We start from the raw sequence: 18,864 nt of genomic DNA, 5'->3' as shown, positions 1-18,864 counted from the left end.
GGCTAGCTCGACCAGCGATGGGCGACCAGCGAGGGTGTTACGGGTAGCTCACCACCTTGGCCGGGACCGTCTCCGTCCCCGCGGCGCGCGGGCCGACGCCGTTGATGACGTGCTCGTACGTCCCCACCCCGCCGAGCGACACGGTGAGCAGCGAGTGCATCCGCACCCCCGGCGTCCGCGGCACCTCGAAGCCGTTGTCCGAGGTGATGGAGGCGTCCGACGTGAACACGCAGTAGGAGCCCAGACCCCAGGCCTCGTGCTGCGTCACGTGGTCGGCGACCTTGTACGCCGCCCAGCCCCTGATGCCGTCGTGGTTCCAGGCCGCCTGGTTCGGCGGGTCGTACGGCAGCTCGTTCTGGTAGAAGATCGTGCGGCCGCGCTCCCCGTTCCACAGGGTGTTGTACTCCTGGAAGTGCTCGACGAAGAGGCCGTACCCGTCCACGTCGTCGCCGTTGACCACGAGCCCGTTGTCGGCCGTGTTGACGTTCCAGCCGATGCCCTCGCCGTGGTCGCCGCGCCAGGACCAGATGTGGTCGATGATCGTGTCGTCCGCGTTCACGACGATCGCCTGGTCCACCCGCCCGACGTGCGCCCCGCCGACGCGGACGAACACGTCGTGCAGCGAGATCGGGTCGTCCGCGTGGTCCGCCGTCGACCCCTCCGTGCCGACCGTGAGCATCGACGGCGACTCGGTGGCGCCGGCGTCGAAGAGGACCCCCGCGATGCGGACGCCGTCCACGTCGGCCACCCGCATCGCCGTCTGCCCGGCGGTGGGCACGATGGTCGCGTACCCCAGGCCGAGCACCACGGTGTCCGCACGGTCCACCTCGATCGTCTGGTCCAGCTCGTAGACGCCCGGCGTGAGCAAGAGGTGCAGGCCCTGGTCGAGCGCCTGGTTGATCCGCGCGGCGGAGTCGCCCGGACGGGCCACGTAGAACTCGTCGAGCGGCACCGAGGCGCCCGCCGTCGAGCCGGACCGCCAGGTCGCGCCCCGGCTCCCGGAGCGGGCCGACGGGACGAACACCTCGTAGTCCTCGCCGTCGAGGTACAGGTACGGCTTCTCGCGGATGATGCCCGTGGTGTCCAGGGTGGTCACGGCGGGTTCGGGGAACGACGTCGGTGGTGCGTTCTCCACGCCGGAGAACACCATGTTCCACAGCGTCCCCGCCCAGCCGCCCGTGAGGGTCGAGTCGCGGGTGTACCACTGCTGCTGGGTCCAGGCGCGGACCTGGCCGTCCACCACGGAGTCGGCGATGTAGCCGCCCGACGCCCACCCGTACCGGGACGAGTGCAGTATCAGGTTGCCCTTGACGTGCACACGGCGCATCGGCGCCGCCTGGGAGACCGCCCAGCGCATGTCGCCGCCGGTCGGGGTGACGGCGAGGTTCTCGACGGAACGCCAGAAGTTCTGCGTGGCGTTGCCCTCGAACCACTCGGCGTCCGCCCAGACGCCGCCCGTGATGTTCACGTCGTCCGGGCGAGCGCCCAGCCCCGCGATCGAGGTGTGGAACCCGGCGTTGACGTGCACCGGGTACGTGCCGGCCTCGAACAGGAACTGGTGCCGCCCGTCGCCGAACTGGTCGGACTCCTGCTGGTCGTACACCGCGTCCACCGCGGCCTGGACCTGGCTCGTCGGCGTGTCCGGGTCGAAGACGTGCACGTTCGGCCCGAGGTCACCGCCGCCGGGGATCGGGTCGCCGGGTGTGCTGCCGCCGTCGTCCGTGAGCACCTTGAGCTCCCACAGGGAGTAGCCGTAACCGGTGCCCCGCTCCGTGCCGGTGATCCGCACGTACCGGCCGGCCCCCGCGACGTCGAAGCCCTGCGAGCCGCCGGTCCCGTCGGTGACGGTCCGGAGGGTCCGCCACGTGGAGCCGTCGTCGGAGGCCTCGATCCGGAAGTCCCTGCCGTACGCCGTCTCCCAGGAGAGCTCGACACGGCACAGGTCCTGGACCGAGCCGAGGTCGACCCTGATCCACTGCGGGTCGGCGGCCGCGCTGCTCCACCGGGTGCCGGGGTCGCCGTCGACGGCCATGGCCGGGCCGAAGGGACCCTCGGTGGACGACGCCGTGGCCGGCCGCCCGAGCGCGGCGTTCGTGGTGCACGCCGCCGCGGCGTCGGCCCGCGCCAGGTCCGCCCGCACGGGAGCGGGAGCCGGGACCGGTGCCGACGCCGGTGCGGCGACCGCCGTCAGCGGCGTCGCGACGCAGGCCGCCGCGACCGCGACGGCGAGCCAGGCCCGCCGTCCGCGCTGCTGTGCCCGGGTCATGAGCGCACCTCCTCGCGTGCGGCGGGCTCGGGCACGAGCTGGTAGTTCTCGTCGAGCACGGTGCCGCGGTGCGGCTTGTACAGGTCGTAGCCGCGCGGGTTGCACTGGAGACCACCGTTGATGCACTGCTCCACGAGGCGGCGGAGCACCTCGGGGTCCCAGGCGTTGACGAAGTCGTAGTGCCAGGACTGGTCGGACCCGCTCACCAGCGCGACGTCGGACATGTCACCGCTGACCGGCCAGGCGATCTTGAACTCGAGCATCGGCACGGCCACGGGGTGGCTGAGCGGGCACTGGCCGGAGACCGGGTACGCCATGTGCGTGCCGTGGCCCATGTGGGCGGACTCCTCCGGGGTCAGGTGCATGCCGTCCCAGCAGCTCGGGGCCTGGTACCGGATGTTCAGCTGGGTGCCCGCGGGGCAGTTCGCCGGGATCTCCCAGCTCTTGGAGATGTCGCCGCACTCCCAGCCCTCGACGGCGCCCGGCGCGGTCCGGAACTCGTCGACCGTCGCCATCATGTCGCCCGTCACGAACTGGAGGCCCTCCGGGAACGGCACGACGTCGGTGTAGTCGTCGATACCCGACTTGTAGTAGACGGTCATGGGGATGTTCGGCTCGACCGGGACGCCGCCCTTCGTCAGGGCGGGGAACCAGTAGGCCGAGTGGTCCTGCGGCACCGTGCAGGTGCTCTCCGGCATCGCGTGCAGGCTCGTCGGCGTGGTGAAGGCGTCCGTCGACCGGTTGCCGATGAACGTGTGCAGGTGCGACCGGCCCGGCTGGTTGGGGTACACGATCGAGTCGTCCGGCCGGAAGTGCGAGAACGTGCAGTTCGCCTGGAACTCGTGGTGCGTCACCTCGTCGCCCGGGAAGGGCGGCGGGTCCTCGGGGCCGCCCGCCTCGCCGTCGCCGAACACCTGGAACTCGATCAGGGAGTAGCCGTACCCGGTGCCGCGGGCGGTACCGACGAGCTGGACGTAGCGACCCGTGGCCGCGACGGCGTACACCTCGGTGCCGCCCGTCCCGGAGGACTCGGTCACGACGGTGTTCCACGCGTTGCCGTCGGCGGAGACCTGGAGCCGGAACGCCGCGCCGTACGCGGCCTCCCACTCCAGGGCGACGTGGTCGAGGTCGTAGGACCGTCCCAGGTCGATCCGGATCCACTCGTCGTCCGTCTGGGCGCTGGCCCAGCGGGTGCCGCGGTCGCCGTCGACCGCGAACCGCGGGCCGAGGCCCCCGGACTCCGAGCTCGAGGCCGCCGTGAGCGCGCCCTGCGAGAGGAGCGTGTTCGGCTCGGCGACGGCGGTGACGGCGCCGACGGTCCCGGCCGCGCTCAGGGTCGAGGCGAGCAGTACCGTGGCGAGAGCGCCGGCCAGGACGCGAGGTCTGAGGTCGGCGGGCGTGCGGAGTGCTGTGCGCATGGTTCCTCCTTCACTGCTGGTTCTGGCTGCTGATGTCATCGCTGTGTCACCGCTGGTAGATGCCGACCTCGTACAGGGAGTAGCCCCATTCGGTGCCGCGCTCGGTGAGGTTCAGACGCACGTACCGGCCGGACCCCGAGACGTCGACGCTGTCGACGCCGCCGTTGCCGCCCGTGACCGTCCGGACGGTGTTCCAGGTGCTCCCGTCGTTCGAGGTCTGGATCTCGTAGGACTTGCCGTAGGCCGTCTCCCAGACGAGCTGCAGATGGTCGAACGACTGCACCGACCCCAGGTCCACCCGGTACCAGGCGGACGGGCCCCACTCGCTGGCCCAGCGCGTCGCCGGGTCCCCGTCGACGGCGCGGCCGGGGGTCCAGTCGCCGTTCCACGGGTCGAAGCTCGACGCCGTCGCCGTCTTGCCCCGGGCGATGTTCGTCCCGTCGACCTGCGGTGCGATGACGCGGAACGACCTGGTCTCCACTCCCACGTTGCCCTCGCCGTCCTCGGCGAAAACGTAGACCTTCCAGACGCCGAGCATCTCCGGCGCCGTGACCCGGAACGTGCCGGGTGCGGTCTGCGTGAACTGCGCCTGCGCGATGCCGCCCGCGTTGTTGATGTACTTGCTGTTCAGCATCACGTTCGACGTGATCGGGTCCCCGTCGGGGTCCGTCACGTCCACGGAGACCGTGAACTGCTCGCCGGCCTCCACCGCGGTCGAGCCGGGGACGCTCATGCCGGAGATGCGGGGCGGCGTGTTCATCGCGGACGTGTCGACACCCCAGGCCCGCGCGATCGAGTAGTAGCCGAGGCGCTTGTTGTCGCCGGGCAGGATGTTGAACCACACGCCGCCGAAGTCGCCCTCGATGCCGTAGTGGAAGAACGTCGCGCCCAGCGAGACGCCCTCGTGCTCCCGCAGGCACCGCCACGAGTCCACGTACGCCGCGCCCTTCTCGAGGTCGGTCGGCTCCTCCGGGACGCCGTTGGCGTCGTCCGGCACCTCCCACTCGCCGGCCGCACCGCCCTCGGTCAGCAGGTAGGGGCGGTCGTAGCCGCCCGTCTCCCACGCCTCGCGGATGTTGCACACGTCGCCGTAGGCGTTGATCGACAGCAGGTCGAGGTCCGGGGCGTTGCGCTCGATGTACGGCCAGGCGCCCGCCCACGCGTCGGTGTTCGTGGTCGGGTGGTTCGGGTCCGCCTGGTGCACGGCGACGCTCACCTCGTTGACGAAGGCCGCGTAGGCGTTGCGGATCTGCTCCAGCTCCGTGCCCGAGTAGCAGTTCTGCAGGCCCAGGATCGCCTCGTTGCCGATGTTCCACATGAGCACACCGGGGTGGTTCTTGTACGTCTCGACCCAGCGCAGGATGTCGGCCTTGGTCTCGGACTTGTACGCGGTGTCGCTGCGGTAGTCGATGCAGCCACCGGAGCCGGGGCCGCCACCGGGCAGCAGCCAGAACCCCATCACCACGCGCACGTCGTGCGCGGCGGCGGAGTCGAGCAGCTGGCGCGTGTCCGCCCCGGTGCCCCAGGTGCGGACCGTGTTGGCGCCCATCTCCACGAGCGGCGGCATGTAGTGGTCGGCCGCACTGAACGACGGGCCCCAGGTGAAGCCGCGCACGGTGTAGGGCCGGCCGTCGACCTGGAGGTCCCAGGCGCCGTTGCCGCCCACCACCTCGACCTTGCTCGGCCCGGAGTCGCGCACGGGCACGTTCGGATGGCCCGGGTCCACGTAGGTCGGGTCACCGGGGTCGCCCGGGTCCGTCCCGCCGCCCTCGCCGAAAACGCGCAGCTCCCACAGCGAGTTGCCGTAACCGCCCGACCGGGCCGTGGACAGCAGCCGCACGTGGCGGGCCGTCCCGTCGACGGCGAACGTGTCGGTACCGCCGTCGCCCGAGCTGGTCGAGTACACGGTGGACCACGAGCTGCCGTCCGCGGACACCTGGAACTGGTAGCTGGTCGAGTACGCCGACTCCCAGACCAGCTCCACGCGGTCGAGGTCGGCGGAACGGCCCAGGTCGACCCGGATCCACTGCGGGTCGCTGAACTCGCTCGCCCAGCGGGTGCCGAGGTCGCCGTCGACGGCGGCGCTCGCGGGCGTGTAGTCCGCGTTCTCGACGGAGGACGCGGTGGCCGGCCGGCCCTGCGACAGCAGGACCGGTGCGGCCTGGGCCGACGTCGCGGGCGCGACCAGCGCCGTCGCCGCCAGCAGGCCGGTCGCGAGGGCGGCGGCTCCGGCGCGTAGGCCGCGCCCGAGCAGGGCCGCCTGCGCGCCGGGTGATCCGGTGGTGATCATGGGTCTTCCTCTCCGTCCGCTCATCGGCCGGGTGCGGGGCCGGGGCGGGGTCGTCGTTGAGCCTGCCTTCGCGTCGCTCCGGTGCGTCGCGATCTGGGAGAGCGCTCTTACGCTGCCAATACTTGACCCGGTCTCGGCGAGACGTCAAGGGCCGGGGCGCTGTGCTTCCGGTTGTCTTTCGTGGTTCTTAATGCCCTCCGAGGTGATTTAGTTCAGTTTTACGACGGCACCGACGCGACCCGATCGATCGCCATGTCACCCGGCCAAGGTCCATGGGAGAGCGCTCTTACTCTGTTAACGTCAGCCTGTGAGCAAGGATCTGCGGCGTCCGGCGCCGACTCTGGAGGACGTGGCGAAGGTCGCCGGCGTCTCCCGCGCGACCGTGTCCCGCGTGATCAACGGCAAGCGCAAGGTCGCGCCCGCCGTGCAGGAGGTGGTCCTGGAGGCCGTCGCCGAGACCGGCTACGTGCCCAATCGCGCGGCGCGTTCCCTGGTCACGCGCCGTACGGGCACCGTCGCCGTCGTCATCTCGGGTGCCGACGCCGATCCGGACACCGAGCTGGACCTGTCGGGCGTCTTCTCCGACCCGTTCTTCGGCCGGGTGGTCGGATCTCTCGTCCGGACGCTCCGGCCGCACGACGTGCACCCCGTCCTGATGTTCGCCGACAACGACCAGACGCGCGCCCAGGTGGTCTCCTACCTGCGCTTCGGCAATGCCGACGGCGCGCTGCTGGTGTCGACGCACGCCGACGACCCGCTGCCCGAGGAACTGCTGGGAACCGGGAGCCCGATAGTGCTCTTCGCGAGGCCGGGCCACGCGATCCCGGCGAGCTACGTGGACCTGGCCAACGCGGACGGCGCCCGTCTCGCGGCGAACCACCTGCTCGACCGGGGCTGCCGCAGGCTCGGGGTGATCTCGGGGCCGGTCGACGTCCCGTCCGCCCGGGACCGGCTCGACGGTTTTCGTGACGCCGCGGCCCGGCGCGGCCACGCGTTCGTCCCGAGCGTCGAGGGATCCTTCACGTTCGAGAGCGGTGAGGTCGCGATGGCGGCGCTCCTGGCGGCTACGCCGGACCTCGACGGCGTCTTCGTCTCGAACGACCTCATGGCCCAGGGCGCCATCCACGTGCTGCAGGCCCACGGCCGGCGGGTGCCCGAGGACGTGGCGATCGTCGGGTTCGACGACAGTCCGGTGGCGGTGCAGACCCGGCCCCGGCTCACGACCGTGCGCCAGCCGGTGGAGAAGATGGCGGAGGAGATGGCGCGCATGCTGCTGGAGCAGATCGACGCCGACGAGCCGATGGTGCGCTCGGCGATCTTCGAGCCGATCCTGGTGGTCCGCGACTCGGCGTGAGGGGGCGGCCTCGGGGTGCTCCCGGTTCGCCGTCCACCACGTACGAGTCGTTCGTGTGGAAATCCCTCACTCTCCCGCGACCACGACCTTGCTAGGTTCCTGAACAAATCGGTCGTCGAAGCCCGACGACCCCGAACCGGAAGCGAGGTGGTTCCCCGTGAGATCTCGTCGCGCACCGCTGTTGATCGCTGCTCTCGTCGCTGCGCTCCTGGCGCCAGGAGCAGCAGCCGCGGCACCCGCCCCGGCAGCCCAGGCCGCTGTGGCCAGCTGCAGCGCGGCTGCCTGGAGCAGTGGCGCCGTCTACGTCGGCGGCAACCAGGTCACGCACGCCGGCGCCGCATGGCGGGCCAAGTGGTGGACGCAGGGCGAGACGCCCGGCACCACCGGTGAGTGGGGCGTGTGGGAGCGCACCGGCACCTGCGACGGCGGCGGCGAGCCGCCCGTCGACCCGCCCGGCACCGAGGACTTCCCGGTCAGCCAGGCCCAGTTCAACCAGTTCTTCCCGAACCGGAACTCGTTCTACACATACTCCGGGCTCGTCGCCGCGCTCAGCGCCTACCCGGGCTTCGCCAACAGCGGCAGCGAGACCATCCAGAAGCGTGAGGCCGCCGCGTTCCTCGCCAACGTCTCGCACGAGACCGGTGGCCTGGTGCACATCGTCGAGCAGAACACGGCGAACTACCCGCACTACTGCGACCTGTCCCAGCCCTACGGCTGCCCGGCGGGCCGTGACCAGTACTACGGCAAGGGCCCCATCCAGCTCAGCTGGAACTTCAACTACAAGGCGGCGGGCGACGCGCTCGGCATCGACCTGCTGAACAACCCGCGCCTGGTGCAGACCGACGCGGCGATCGCCTGGAAGACCGGCCTCTGGTACTGGAACACCCAGAACGGCCCGGGCACCATGACGCCGCACGCGGCGATCGTGAACAGCCGCGGCTTCGGCGAGACCATCCGCAGCATCAACGGCAGCATCGAGTGCAACGGCGGCAACCCCGCCCAGGTGCAGAGCCGCGTCGACACGTACCTGCGCTTCACGAGCGCGCTGGGCGTGGACCCGGGCGGCAACCTCTACTGCTGACCCCCAAGGCTCAACCCCACGTGTCAGACGCTCCGGTCACCCGAGTGACCTGAGCGTCTGACACGTGCGGGGGTTTCTGACAGGTGCGGGGGCTCGGAGCTCGGCGTGCCACGATGGGCGCATGCCTCTCGCACCCCGGTACCTCGCAGCAGAGGACCGTTACGACACCATGACCTACCGCCGGACCGGCCGCTCCGGCCTGGACCTGCCCGCACTGTCCCTGGGGCTCTGGCACAACTTCGGCGACACCAGCCCGTTCGACACCCAGCGGGCCATCCTGCGGCGGGCGCTCGACCTGGGCGTGACCCACTTCGACCTGGCGAACAACTACGGCCCGCCGTACGGGTCCGCCGAGGAGAACTTCGGCCGGCACTTCGCCGCCGACCTGAAGCCCTACCGCGACGAGCTGATCCTGTCGACGAAGGCCGGCTACGACATGTGGCCCGGCCCGTACGGCGACCACGGGTCGCGCAAGTACCTCCTCGCCTCCCTGGACCAGTCGCTCGCCCGGATGGGCGTCGACTACGTCGACGTCTTCTACCACCACCGGCCGGACCCCTCGACGCCCCTCGAGGAGACCATGGGCGCGCTCGCGTCGGCGGTCCAGCAGGGCAAGGCGCTCTACGTCGGCGTCTCGAACTACTCGCCGGCACGGACACGTGAGGCGGCGCAGATCCTCCGCGACCTGGGTGTCCCGCTGTTCATCCACCAGCCGTCCTACTCGATGCTGAACCGGCACATCGAGAACCCCGCCCACGAGGACGCGTACGACGGCAGGCAGAGCGAGTCGCTGCTCGACGTCGTCGGTGAGCTGGGCGTCGGGACCATCGTGTTTTCCCCGCTGCAGCAGGGCCTGCTGACCAACAAGTACCTCGCGGGTGCGGCGCCCGAGGGATCTCGTGCGGCCCGTTCGGACTCGCCGTTCCTCTCGTCCGGCGCGCTCACCGAGGACTACCTGGGCCGGGCCAAGGCGCTCAACGAGATCGCGGAGGGACGCGGCCAGACCCTCGCGCAGCTCGCGCTCGCCTGGGTCCTGCGCGACACGCGCGTCACCTCGGCGCTCATCGGCGCGTCGTCGGTGGCGCAGCTCGAGGACAACGTCGCGGCGCTCTCGGCGGGCCCCCTCACCGAGGACGAGATCGCGGCGATCGAGCCCCTGGCGCAGCCCCTCGCCTGACGCCACACCCGACACCAGGCCGGCGCCCGTCAGACACCAGGCGTGTCTGCCCGACGCCGGCCCGTGTGCAGCGAATCCACACCACACGTTTCACCGCACTTCACTGAGCTGTCGCGCCGAATCGATCCCGTGGCGCGACGATGGGAGGGTTCACCGCTCGACGGGGAGGGGTACTACGGCCCTGGAGAGAAGGAGTACGAGCGTGTCCGAGATGAAGACCGCGACAGTCGTGGGAGCCGGCATGGTCGGCCTCGCGACCGCCTGGCACCTGCAGGAACGCGGCGTGGAGGTGACGGTCCTCGACCGGCACGGCGTCGCGTCCGGTGCGTCCTGGGGCAATGCCGGCTGGCTCACCCCGGGCATGGCGATGCCCCTGGCCGACCCGTCGCTCTGGGCCTACGGACCCAAGGCGATGCTCGACCCTGGCGCGGCACTCAGCGTCCCGTTCCGGTTCGACGGCGCCCTGTGGGCGTTCCTCGCGCGCTTCATGGCGAACGCGACGCACGGCGCGTGGCAGCGCGCCATGGCGGCCCTGACCCCGATCGACCGGCTCGCGCTCGAGGCGTACGACGAGCTCGAGGCCGGTGGCGTGCACGCGACGTCGCACCCGAGCCGCTGGGTGGTCGGGTTCGAGCGGGAGCGGGAGTCGCGCCCGTTCGTGCACGAGCTGCGCGGCGTGGCCAAGGCCGGTCAGGAGGTCCGCCTCTCGAGGATGCCCGACGGCGTCCGCGTGCCGCACCTCTCCCGGGCGGTGCAGTCGACCTGGACGCTCGAGGGTCAGCGGTACATCGATCCGGGGGCCTACGTGCAGGCCCTCGCGACGTCGGTCAGCGCGCGCGGCGCGAAGGTGCTCTCGGACGCCCGGGTCGAGGGTGTCCGCGTGGTTCCGGGCGGCGTCGAGACAGCGGTCCACGGACACGACGCCGTGACGTCCGACGCCGTGGTGCTCGCCACGGGCGCGTGGCTCCCGGAGCTGGCGCAGCGGTTCGGGGTGCGGACCCGGGTGCAGGCGGGACGGGGCTACTCGTTCAGCGTGCCCGTGTCGGGCCCGCTGATCGACCACCCGGTCTACTTCCCGGCCAGGCGCGTGGCCTGCACCCCGTACCAGGGGCGGCTGCGGATCGCCGGGACCATGGAGTTCCGCGGGCCCGACGAGCCGTTCCAGCCCGCCCGCGTCGACGCGATAGTGAGTTCCGTCCGAGGCCTGTTCGAGGGTGTGGACCTGGACTCCCGCGAGGACGAGTGGGTCGGTTCCCGGCCGGTGACGCCCGACGGGCTGCCGCTCGTGGGCCGGACGGCCGCACCCGGCGTCTACGTGGCCGGCGGCCACGGCATGTGGGGCATGGTGCTCGGCCCGGCGACGGGCCGGGCGCTGGCGGCGTTGATCACCACCGGCCAGGTGCCGGAGGAGATCCGGCCGTTCGACCCCCTGCGCTGAGCTGCGCTGATCCAGGTCAGTGCCTCTCGCGCTCGGCCAGCCGGTCGAGCCCGTCGAGGATGATGTCCAGGCCGAACTCGAACTCGGTCTGGTCGTCGCACCAGCCGAGGGTGGGGTCGCCGTCGTCGTGGCTGACGGCGGCGAGCATCTCGACCATGTGCGGCACCTGCTCGGCCATCTGCATGAGCATCGCGGTGGCGGCGTCGTCGGCGCCCTCCTTGGCGCCGCCGCCGGCCGCCGAGCCCGCCGTGGCGCCGTCGGGCTCGAAGAGCTCCTGGGAGAAGCCGAGCGCACGGCTCCCCAGCGCGTGCATCGCATGGTGGACCAGGTCGTACGAGAAGCCGCCACGCCGCATCAGCCCGATCAGCGAGTCGAAGTACCGCACGACGTGCAGGCTGAAGGACTTCCTGGTCTCCAGGACGGTCGACGCCCACGGGTGGCGGAGCAGCACCGCCCGGGCCGTGAGGATCTGCCAGCGCATCGCCGGCTTCCACGACGACCGGGGCGCGTCGTCGGCCAGGGGCTCCAGCCGGCCGACGGCGTCCTGGATCTCCGCCGCGACGACGTCGACCACGCCGTCCAGCAGGTCTTCCTTGTTGGCGACGTGGTGATAGAGCGACATCGCCTCGATCCCCAGCTCGCGGGCGAGGCTGCGCATCGTGAGCGCCCCGAGGCCGTCGCGGTCGGCCAGAGCGACCGCCGACTCGAGCACCCGGGCGCGCGTGAGGGCGCTTCGTGGGGCCGTGCCCGTCGTCCTGGGTGAAGTCATGGTCTCGCGATCCTACGTCGGCAGAACCCTTGACGGGCTCGGGCGCACCGGCCTACCTTACGACGTAAGGCTTACACCGTAAGTCTCTTCGAGAAGGTGGACGTCATGTGGACCTGGATCCTCTGGGTGGTCGTGGGGCTGCTGGTGGTGGCACTCGCTGGGTTCCTGGCCCTCGTGGTGTCGATGCGCACCAAGAACCGCCGCGGGCTCAGCGCCATCCGCAGGTTCAGCAAGCGGTTCGGCCGCCCCGTCGAGCTGCGGACAGCAGGCGAGCCCGGCGCGTCCGCCGCGGTGATCCGCCACGTCGGCCGACGCTCGGGCGCGCCGTACGCGACACCGATCGGCGTGTATCCGATGGACGACGACTTCCTCGTCTACCTCCCGTACGGACCGGACGTGGACTGGCTGCGGAACATCCGTGCGGCGGGCTCCGCGGAGCTGCGGGTCGAGGGGCAGACGCACCAGGTGGCCCCGCAGGTCGTGGAACCGGCCGAGGCCCTGCCCTACCTGTCCAGGCGTGACCGGGGGGTCGCGCGCCTCTTCGGTGTCACCGACTTCCTCGCGCTCCGGCGGGTGCCTGTCACCTCGGGCGGCACCACGTGAGGGCGGTGCTCCGGGACGAGTACGGCCCTGTCGACATCCTCCGGGTGACGACCGTCGAGGACCCGGTCCCGGGCCCCGGCGAGGTGGTCGTCCGGGTCGCAGCCGCCTCCCTGAACATGGCGGACCTCGATCACCTGCTCGGCGTCCCGCGCCTCGCCCGCCTCGGCACCGGCCTCGTCCGGCCGACCAACCGCCGGGTAGGGGTCGACGTGGCGGGGACGGTCGAGGAAGTGGGGCCGGACGTGACGAGCCTCCGGCGGGGCGACCGGGTCTGGGCCGACCTGTTCGACCTCGGGCACGGCGCGCTGGCCGACCGGGTGCGCGTCCCGGCGTCGGCCCTGTCACCGCTGCCTGACGCCCTGTCGTTCGACGTCGCCGCCACCGCGCCGCACTCGGGGACGCTCGCGCTGCAGAGCCTGCGGGCCACCGAGCCGATCCGGCCGGGTGAGCGGGTGCTGGTCAACGGGGCGGGCGGCTGCGTGGGGCCGTTCGCCGTGCAGATGGCGAAGGTGCGCGGAGCCGTGGTGACCGCCGTCGATCACGGTGACAAGCTCGACTTCCTCCGGGAGCTGGGTGCGGACGAGGTGATCGACTACACCCGCGAGGACTTCGTGCGGGGTGACCGGCGGTTCGACGTCGTCCTCGACATCGCCGACACCCGGTCCCTGGTAGCGCTCCGGCGGTCGCTGGCCCCGGGCGGGCGGTACGTGCTGATCGCGCGACGGATCAGCTCGTTCGCGGAGAAGGCACTCCTGGGTCCGGTTGTCGGCAGGCTGACCGGGACCCGGATGTCCACGTTCTTCTGGCGTCCCAACCAGCGGGCTGACCTGGGCGAGCTGGCCCGGCTCCTCGTCGCCGGCGACGTGCTGCCCCGGATCGACCGGCGCTACGGGCTCGACGACGCCGTCGAGGCGTTCCGGCACCTCGAGTCGGGAGCAGCGCGAGGCAAGATCCTGGTGGTGCCGTAGGCGACGGGCGTCGTGGCAGGATCGCGTCGTGACGACGAAGCGCATCCTCATCCTGGCCGGCCGCGGACGCTACGAGGACCCCTGGCACGACCACGCCGCGACGTCGCACGTGGTCGCCGGCATCGTCGGTGACCTGGGCGGGGTCGAGGTCCGGGGGCTCTTCCGGGACGCGCTGGACGACCTGGACTCCGTGGACCTGCTGGTCGTGAACAGCGGCTCGGGCCGCCGGGACCCCGAGTTCGACGGGGCCGACGACGAATGGCTCGCCTTCCACGCCCGGCTGGCGGGCTGGGCGCGGGCCGGGGGAGCGGTGCTCGGTCTGCACCAGGCGGCGAACACGTTCTACGACGCGCCCGACTGGTCCGCGGTGCTCGGTGGCCGCTGGGTGCCGGGGGAGTCGATGCACCCGCCCATCGGCAAGGCGCGGTTCGAGCTGGCGCAGGGGCACCCGGTCACGGAGGGTCTCGACGCCGTCGAGGCCTTCGACGAGCGCTACTGCCGCCTGCAGGTGGCCCCGGCCACGCGGATCCTCGGCACCACCCCGGACGACGACGGCGCAGAGCAGCCGATCCTGTGGGTCAATGACGCGCACGGCGGACGCAGCGTGTACTCGGCCCTGGGCCACGACGCGCGCTCGTACGCCTCGGCGGGACACCAGGAGCTGCTGCGCCGCTCGGCGTCCTGGCTGCTCTCGTAGCGGGGTTGACCTCAACCAACGTTCAGGTTGTTGGCTGGCCGCATGCAGATCATGAGCGTCGACACCACCACCCGATCGACCGCGGAGACCGCCGCGTACTACGAGACGGTCCTTCGCCTACCGGTGCGGAAGGAGATCGGCGCGGTGGAGGTCACCGTCGGCCGATCGGTGATCCGGTTCCGGGAGGACGTCGACGCCGAGGGCGACCAGCACTACGCCTTCCTCATCGACGACGCGCGGTTCGACGCGGCCCGGGCCTTCCTCGCTGCAGGTCCAGGGCTGCTGGGCGACGGCGACCGCACGGAGTTCGAGGCGCAGTCGGCCTGGAACGCACGGTCGCTCTACTTCGCCGGTCCGGACAGGTCGGTCCTGGAAGTTATCGCGCGGCGTGATCTGCCCTCGAACCTGGGTGCCGGGCACGCGTCGGGGGCGAAGGCCTCAAGCCCGCACGTGCCCGGCACCCAGTCTGCCCCGTTCGGCCCCGGCGACCTGCTCTCCGTGAGCGAGGTGGGCATCGCGGTGCCCGACGTCGCAGGCACCGCCGACCGGCTCACCGACGCCGGCATCGGCCGCTACCCGGACGGCTCGGCGACGTTCAGCCCGGCCGGGCACGTCGACGGCATGCTCATCCTGGTGAGCCCGGGCCGCACGTGGTTCCCGACGTCGGACCGGCTGGTGGCCGAACCGCCGGTCACGGTGGTCGCGCAGGCGGGTGCGGCGAGCCCCGGCGTGCGGCCCGGGAGGTACGAGCTCGCGCCCGGCCGCGTGCTCGTCGTCCGGCACTAGCGCACGTCTGCGATCGCCCGCCCGTCACGCCCCCTCGGTGAAACCCAGCTGCCGCCACACCTCGTACACCGCTATCGACGCCGCGTTCGTCAGGTTGAGCGACCGGCGCCCGGGCAGCATCGGGATCCGCAGCTCGTCGGTGATCCGCGGGTGCGTGAGCGCCTCGGGCGGCAGGCCGGTGGGCTCCGGCCCGAACAGAAGGACGTCGCCGGGTCCGTACTCGACGTCGGTGAACCGTGTGGTGGCCCGGGTGGTGAACGCGAAGACGCGCGCGTCCGGCAGGGCGTCGAGCGTCGCGTCCAGCGACGGGTGCACGTCCATGACGGCGAGATCGTGGTAGTCGAGGCCCGCGCGCTTCAGCTTGGCCTCCGAGAGGTCGAAGCCGAGCGGTTCCACCAGGTGCAGCCGGGCCCCGGTGACCGCCGCGAGCCGGATCGCGGACCCGGTGTTCCCCGGGATGCGCGGTTCGAAGTACACGACGTGGGCGAGCGGGGTCTCTGGCAGCGCGGGGGCATCGGCGGAGTGCGGCACGTACCCATTCTCGCTGCCCGACGGCGGAGCGCCGTCCCGCCCGTGGGCATTGCCCAGCCCTGGACGTCCGCATAACCTGGGCGCATGACGCACGGGCTGAGCTGGTGGCGGCTGCACTCGCAGCCGTGACCTGACGCGCCCACCCGCACAGAAGTCCCGAGCTGCTCGCCGCAGCCCGGGACTTCTCTGTGCCCGACGCCGTGCGTGGGCAGCTCCTTGACCGAAGGAGACCCACATGTCCGTCACCACCACGCCCGAGGCGACCACCCCGCCGTCGGGCACACCCCGCGAACCGCGCAGCACCACCCGGTCCGCGGCGGCGGCCCGCGAACGCAGCGCTGTCCTGGAGAGCCGGATCGCTCAGAACCCGGGGGAGTACCGGGTCCTGACCGGGGACCGCCCCACGGGCGCGCTGCACCTCGGCCACCTGCTCGGCACCGTCGAGAACCGTGTGCGCCTGCAGAACCTGGGCGTCGAGGTGTTCCTGATCGTCGCCGACTACCAGGTCATCACTGACCGGGACGACGCCGGGGACCTGCCCGCGACCGTCCGCGAGGTGCTGCTCGACTACCTCGCCGCGGGAGTCGACCCGGAGCGCAGCACCGTCTTCACGCACTCGGCGGTGCCCGCGCTGAACCAGCTCCTGCTGCCGTTCCTGTCCCTGGTCACGGTCGCCGAGCTGGAGCGCAACCCCACGGTGAAGGCCGAGGCGGCAGTCGCGGCCGAGCGGGGCAGGCGAGGGTCGAGCGGCCTGCTGTTCACGTACCCGGTGCACCAGGCCGCCGACATCCTGTTCTGCCACGGCAACCTCGTGCCGGTCGGCGAGGACCAGCTACCGCACCTCGAGACCACCCGGATGGTGGCCCGCCGGTTCAACCAGCGGTACTCCGCCGCGCAGCCGTACTTCCCCGAGCCTGACGCACTCATCGCGCGGTCCCTCACGATCCTGGGCAATGACGGAGCCAAGATGTCGAAGTCGCGCGGGAACGCGCTGGAGCTGCGCGCCTCGGCGGACGAGACCGTGGCGTACTTCAAGCGGGCCAGGACCGACCCCGACCGCGTCATCACCTACGAGCCGGACCGGCGGCCCGAGATCGCGAACCTCCTCCAGATCGGCGCCCACTTCACGGGGACGGCGCCGGAGACGCTCGCCGACGAGATGGGCTCGGCCGGCGCGGGGCGGCTCAAGGACATCGTCAGCGAGGCGGTGGTCGAGGGCCTGCGCCCGCTCCGCGCCCGACGCCGGGAGCTCGCCTCAGCGGGACCGCGGTACCTCGCCGAGGTACTCGCCACGGGCAACGCCCGGGCGAACGCCATAGCGGACCGCACCCTAGACGAGGTCCGCGACCTGATGGGAATGCGGTACTGACCTGCTGAACGGGCCGCGGGCGGAAGAGATCCCCGGCCGGGATGCCTCAATAACCCGGCCGGGGAACGTGGTTCGGACGGTCGACGGCGCGACGGGGTAGCCACCCATGAGCGTCGCGCCGTCGACCGCCCGAAGTCAGCGGGCCAGACGCTCCCTGAGGGCGTCGAGCTGGGTGCGCAGCGCGGCCGGGGTGTGGTCACCGAACTGCGCGAAGAACTCCTCGGTCAGCTCGGCCTCGGCCAGCCACGGCTCCGTCGGGACGTCGAAGAGGGCTGCCAGGTCGGCGTCCGGCACGTCGATGCCGTCCAGGTTCAGCGTGCCCGGGGCGGGCAGGCTGCCCACGGGGGAGGCCACCGAGGTGTCGGGCCGCAGGCCGCGCCCCGCCTCGACCTGGCCGACGATCCACTCGATGACGCGCGAGTTCTCGCCGAAGCCGGGCCACAGGAAGCGGCCGTCGTCGCCCTTGCGGAACCAGTTGACCTGGAAGATCCGCGGGCGCTTCGACTCCTCGATGCCCGCGCCCACCTCGAGCCAGTGCGCCCAGTGGTCGGCCATGTTGTAGCCGCAGAACGGGAGCATCGCGAAGGGGTCGCGGCGCAGCTCGCCGAGCGCACCCTCGGCGGCGGCCGTGCGCTCCGACGAGATGGTGGCGCCCATGAACACGCCGTGCTCCCAGCCGAACGACTGGGCGACCAGCGGCACGTTGGTGGCGCGGCGACCGCCGAAGACGATCGCGTCGACCGGCACGCCCGCCGGGTCCTCCCAGGTGTCCGCGATGGTGGGGCACTGGGCGGCGGCCACGGTGAAGCGGGAGTTCGGGTGGGCCGCCGGCTTGTCCGAGGCGGGCGTCCAGTCGTTGCCCTGCCAGTCGATGAGGTGCTCGGGCGCCTCGGCCGTCAGGCCCTCCCACCAGACGTCGCCGTCGTCGGTCAGCGCGACGTTGGTGAAGATCGTGTCGCGGTCGAAGGTCGCGACGGCGGTCGGGTTCGTGTCGATGCCGGTGCCCGGCGCGACGCCGAAGAAGCCGGCCTCGGGGTTGATGGCGCGCAGCGTGCCGTCGGGGCCGGGGCGCATCCACACGATGTCGTCGCCGAGGGTCTCGACCTTCCAGCCCGGGATGGTGGGCTGCAGCATCGCGAGGTTCGTCTTGCCGCACGCACTCGGGAAGGCGACGGCCAGGTGGTACTGGCGCTGCTCGGGCGACGTGATGCGGATGAGCAGCATGTGCTCGGCGAGCCAGCCCTCGTCGCGCGCCATCGCCGAGGCGATCCGCAGCGCGAAGCACTTCTTGCCCAGCAGGGCGTTGCCGCCGTAGCCGGAGCCGTACGACCAGATCTCCCGGGTCTCCGGGAACTGGACTATGTACTTGGTGTCGCTGCACGGCCAGGGGACGTCGGTCTCGCCGTCGGCCAGGGGTGCGCCCACGGAGTGCACCGCGGGGACCCACTGCTGCCCGGCGTCGATGAGGTCCAGGATCTCGGCGGACACCCGAGTCATGACATGCATCGAGACGACGACGTACGGCGAGTCGGTGATCTCGATGCCCACCTGCGAGATCGGGCCGCCGACCGGACCCATGGAGAACGGCACCACGTACATCGTGCGGCCCTTCATCGAGCCCTCGAACACGCCCTTGAGCTCGGCGCGCATGGCGTCCGGGGCCACCCAGTTGTTGGTGGGACCGGCGTCCTCCTCGTCCTGCGAGCAGATGAACGTGCGGGACTCGACCCGGGCGACGTCGGCCGGGTTGGAGCGGGCGAGGTACGACCCGGGACGCTTCTCCTGGTTGAGCTCGAGGAGCGTGCCCGCCGCCAGCATCTGGTCGATGAGGCGCTGCTTCTCCGCGGCGGAGCCGTCGCACCAGATGATCTCGTCCGGCTGGGTGAGCTCGGCGACGCTCGCCACCCAGGCGCGCACATCCTGCTCTCCGACGGGCGGCACGGCGCGCAGCCGTGCCTCGGAGGACGTGCTGGAGCCCTGGCCGGTCGTCATGTCGGCGACGAGCTCGGCGACGAGCCGGGTTCGGCGGGGGTTCGCGAGGACGGACATGTGCGCTCCGATCGTCGTACGGCTGGCCACGGTGGCGGGCTTGTTTCCACTCTTGTGTGTTGATCCGC

General features: G+C 71.6%; 15 protein-coding genes. 9 read left to right on the top strand and 6 right to left on the bottom strand.

What is annotated here, in order from left to right; genetic code table 11:
* Positions 1–37: 37 nt before the first annotated feature.
* The 3 genes from ACNYC2_RS25490 to ACNYC2_RS25480 are packed head-to-tail and all read right to left on the bottom strand — an operon-like array spanning position 38 to position 5,974.
* Positions 38–2,266 (bottom strand): discoidin domain-containing protein, encoded by a 2,229-nt coding sequence (locus tag ACNYC2_RS25490; RefSeq protein WP_419704428.1) that lies wholly within the window; start codon positions 2,264–2,266, stop codon positions 38–40.
* The gene (locus ACNYC2_RS25485) at positions 2,263–3,684 is read right to left on the bottom strand and encodes a DUF1996 domain-containing protein (RefSeq protein ID WP_419704427.1); all 1,422 of its coding nucleotides are present in this window, start codon (positions 3,682–3,684) and stop codon (positions 2,263–2,265) included. Before ACNYC2_RS25485 ends, ACNYC2_RS25490 begins: the two co-directional genes overlap by 4 nt.
* A gap of 46 nt (positions 3,685–3,730) precedes the next feature.
* Complete coding sequence (locus tag ACNYC2_RS25480) at positions 3,731–5,974, bottom strand: discoidin domain-containing protein (protein ID WP_419704426.1); 2,244 nt, start codon at positions 5,972–5,974, stop codon at positions 3,731–3,733.
* A gap of 307 nt (positions 5,975–6,281) precedes the next feature.
* On the opposite strand from ACNYC2_RS25480, the gene ACNYC2_RS25475 reads away from it, so the two are divergent.
* From ACNYC2_RS25475 to ACNYC2_RS25460, 4 genes are all read left to right on the top strand, one after another.
* A complete protein-coding gene (locus tag ACNYC2_RS25475) occupies positions 6,282–7,328 on the top strand; it encodes a LacI family DNA-binding transcriptional regulator (RefSeq protein WP_419704425.1) in 1,047 nt (348 codons plus the stop codon).
* Between the two features lie 157 nt (positions 7,329–7,485).
* Positions 7,486–8,409, top strand: coding sequence for a glycoside hydrolase family 19 protein (locus ACNYC2_RS25470; RefSeq protein WP_419704424.1), 924 nt, complete (start codon positions 7,486–7,488; stop codon positions 8,407–8,409).
* Between the two features lie 121 nt (positions 8,410–8,530).
* Positions 8,531–9,586, top strand: a complete 1,056-nt coding sequence (locus ACNYC2_RS25465) for an aldo/keto reductase (RefSeq protein ID WP_419704423.1) — start codon at positions 8,531–8,533, stop codon at positions 9,584–9,586.
* Positions 9,587–9,797: 211 nt separating this feature from the next.
* Positions 9,798–11,024, top strand: a complete 1,227-nt coding sequence (locus ACNYC2_RS25460; RefSeq protein ID WP_419707903.1) for an NAD(P)/FAD-dependent oxidoreductase — start codon at positions 9,798–9,800, stop codon at positions 11,022–11,024.
* Between the two features lie 16 nt (positions 11,025–11,040).
* Here the strand turns inward: ACNYC2_RS25460 and ACNYC2_RS25455 are convergent, their stop codons facing one another.
* Positions 11,041–11,793: a TetR/AcrR family transcriptional regulator gene (locus ACNYC2_RS25455; protein ID WP_419704422.1), complete on the bottom strand. Its 753-nt coding sequence runs from the start codon at positions 11,791–11,793 to the stop codon at positions 11,041–11,043.
* A 105-nt stretch (positions 11,794–11,898) separates the two neighbouring features.
* Between ACNYC2_RS25455 and ACNYC2_RS25450 the strand changes: the two genes are divergently transcribed.
* From ACNYC2_RS25450 to ACNYC2_RS25435, 4 genes are read left to right on the top strand one after another with little or no spacing between them, the layout of a single operon-like run.
* Positions 11,899–12,396, top strand: a complete 498-nt coding sequence (locus ACNYC2_RS25450) for a nitroreductase family deazaflavin-dependent oxidoreductase (protein WP_419704421.1) — start codon at positions 11,899–11,901, stop codon at positions 12,394–12,396.
* Entirely contained in the window at positions 12,393–13,364 is a 972-nt protein-coding gene (locus ACNYC2_RS25445) for an NAD(P)-dependent alcohol dehydrogenase (protein WP_419704420.1), read from the top strand. The genes ACNYC2_RS25450 and ACNYC2_RS25445 overlap by 4 nt, the downstream gene beginning before the upstream one ends.
* 28 nt (positions 13,365–13,392) lie before the next feature.
* The gene (locus ACNYC2_RS25440; RefSeq protein ID WP_419704419.1) at positions 13,393–14,061 is read left to right on the top strand and encodes a ThuA domain-containing protein; all 669 of its coding nucleotides are present in this window, start codon (positions 13,393–13,395) and stop codon (positions 14,059–14,061) included.
* Between the two features lie 42 nt (positions 14,062–14,103).
* On the top strand, positions 14,104–14,847 hold the full coding sequence (locus ACNYC2_RS25435; protein ID WP_419704418.1) for a hypothetical protein: 744 nt from the start codon (positions 14,104–14,106) through the stop codon (positions 14,845–14,847).
* A 24-nt stretch (positions 14,848–14,871) separates the two neighbouring features.
* Here ACNYC2_RS25435 and ACNYC2_RS25430 read toward each other — a convergent pair whose 3' ends face one another.
* Positions 14,872–15,378 (bottom strand): tRNA (cytidine(34)-2'-O)-methyltransferase, encoded by a 507-nt coding sequence (locus ACNYC2_RS25430; RefSeq protein WP_419704417.1) that lies wholly within the window; start codon positions 15,376–15,378, stop codon positions 14,872–14,874.
* A 235-nt stretch (positions 15,379–15,613) separates the two neighbouring features.
* On the opposite strand from ACNYC2_RS25430, the gene trpS reads away from it, so the two are divergent.
* A complete protein-coding gene (gene trpS / locus ACNYC2_RS25425) occupies positions 15,614–16,747 on the top strand; it encodes a tryptophan--tRNA ligase (RefSeq protein WP_419704416.1) in 1,134 nt (377 codons plus the stop codon).
* A gap of 135 nt (positions 16,748–16,882) precedes the next feature.
* On the opposite strand, the gene ACNYC2_RS25420 is transcribed toward trpS, so the two are convergent.
* Positions 16,883–18,796: a phosphoenolpyruvate carboxykinase (GTP) gene (locus tag ACNYC2_RS25420; RefSeq protein ID WP_419704415.1), complete on the bottom strand. Its 1,914-nt coding sequence runs from the start codon at positions 18,794–18,796 to the stop codon at positions 16,883–16,885.
* Positions 18,797–18,864: the final 68 nt, after the last annotated feature.

The organism is Promicromonospora sp. NFX87, from assembly GCF_048564965.1.
GTDB lineage: Bacteria > Actinomycetota > Actinomycetes > Actinomycetales > Cellulomonadaceae > Promicromonospora.
Note: the sequence above shows the minus strand (reverse complement) of the source record. Positions and strands in the feature narration are given on the sequence as shown.

What these genes read in the sequence shown, in the direction of transcription:
- ACNYC2_RS25450 (WP_419704421.1), top strand. Translation starts at nt 11,899, where the DNA reads ATGTGGACCTGGATCCTCTGGGTGGTCGTGGGGCTGCTGGTGGTGGCA.
- ACNYC2_RS25480 (WP_419704426.1), bottom strand. Translation starts at nt 5,974, where the DNA reads ATGATCACCACCGGATCACCCGGCGCGCAGGCGGCCCTGCTCGGGCGC.
- ACNYC2_RS25460 (WP_419707903.1), top strand. Translation starts at nt 9,798, where the DNA reads ATGAAGACCGCGACAGTCGTGGGAGCCGGCATGGTCGGCCTCGCGACC.
- ACNYC2_RS25420 (WP_419704415.1), bottom strand. Translation starts at nt 18,796, where the DNA reads ATGTCCGTCCTCGCGAACCCCCGCCGAACCCGGCTCGTCGCCGAGCTC.
- ACNYC2_RS25485 (WP_419704427.1), bottom strand. Translation starts at nt 3,684, where the DNA reads ATGCGCACAGCACTCCGCACGCCCGCCGACCTCAGACCTCGCGTCCTG.
- ACNYC2_RS25435 (WP_419704418.1), top strand. Translation starts at nt 14,104, where the DNA reads ATGCAGATCATGAGCGTCGACACCACCACCCGATCGACCGCGGAGACC.
- trpS (WP_419704416.1), top strand. Translation starts at nt 15,614, where the DNA reads ATGTCCGTCACCACCACGCCCGAGGCGACCACCCCGCCGTCGGGCACA.
- ACNYC2_RS25455 (WP_419704422.1), bottom strand. Translation starts at nt 11,793, where the DNA reads ATGACTTCACCCAGGACGACGGGCACGGCCCCACGAAGCGCCCTCACG.
- ACNYC2_RS25465 (WP_419704423.1), top strand. Translation starts at nt 8,531, where the DNA reads ATGCCTCTCGCACCCCGGTACCTCGCAGCAGAGGACCGTTACGACACC.
- ACNYC2_RS25490 (WP_419704428.1), bottom strand. Translation starts at nt 2,266, where the DNA reads ATGACCCGGGCACAGCAGCGCGGACGGCGGGCCTGGCTCGCCGTCGCG.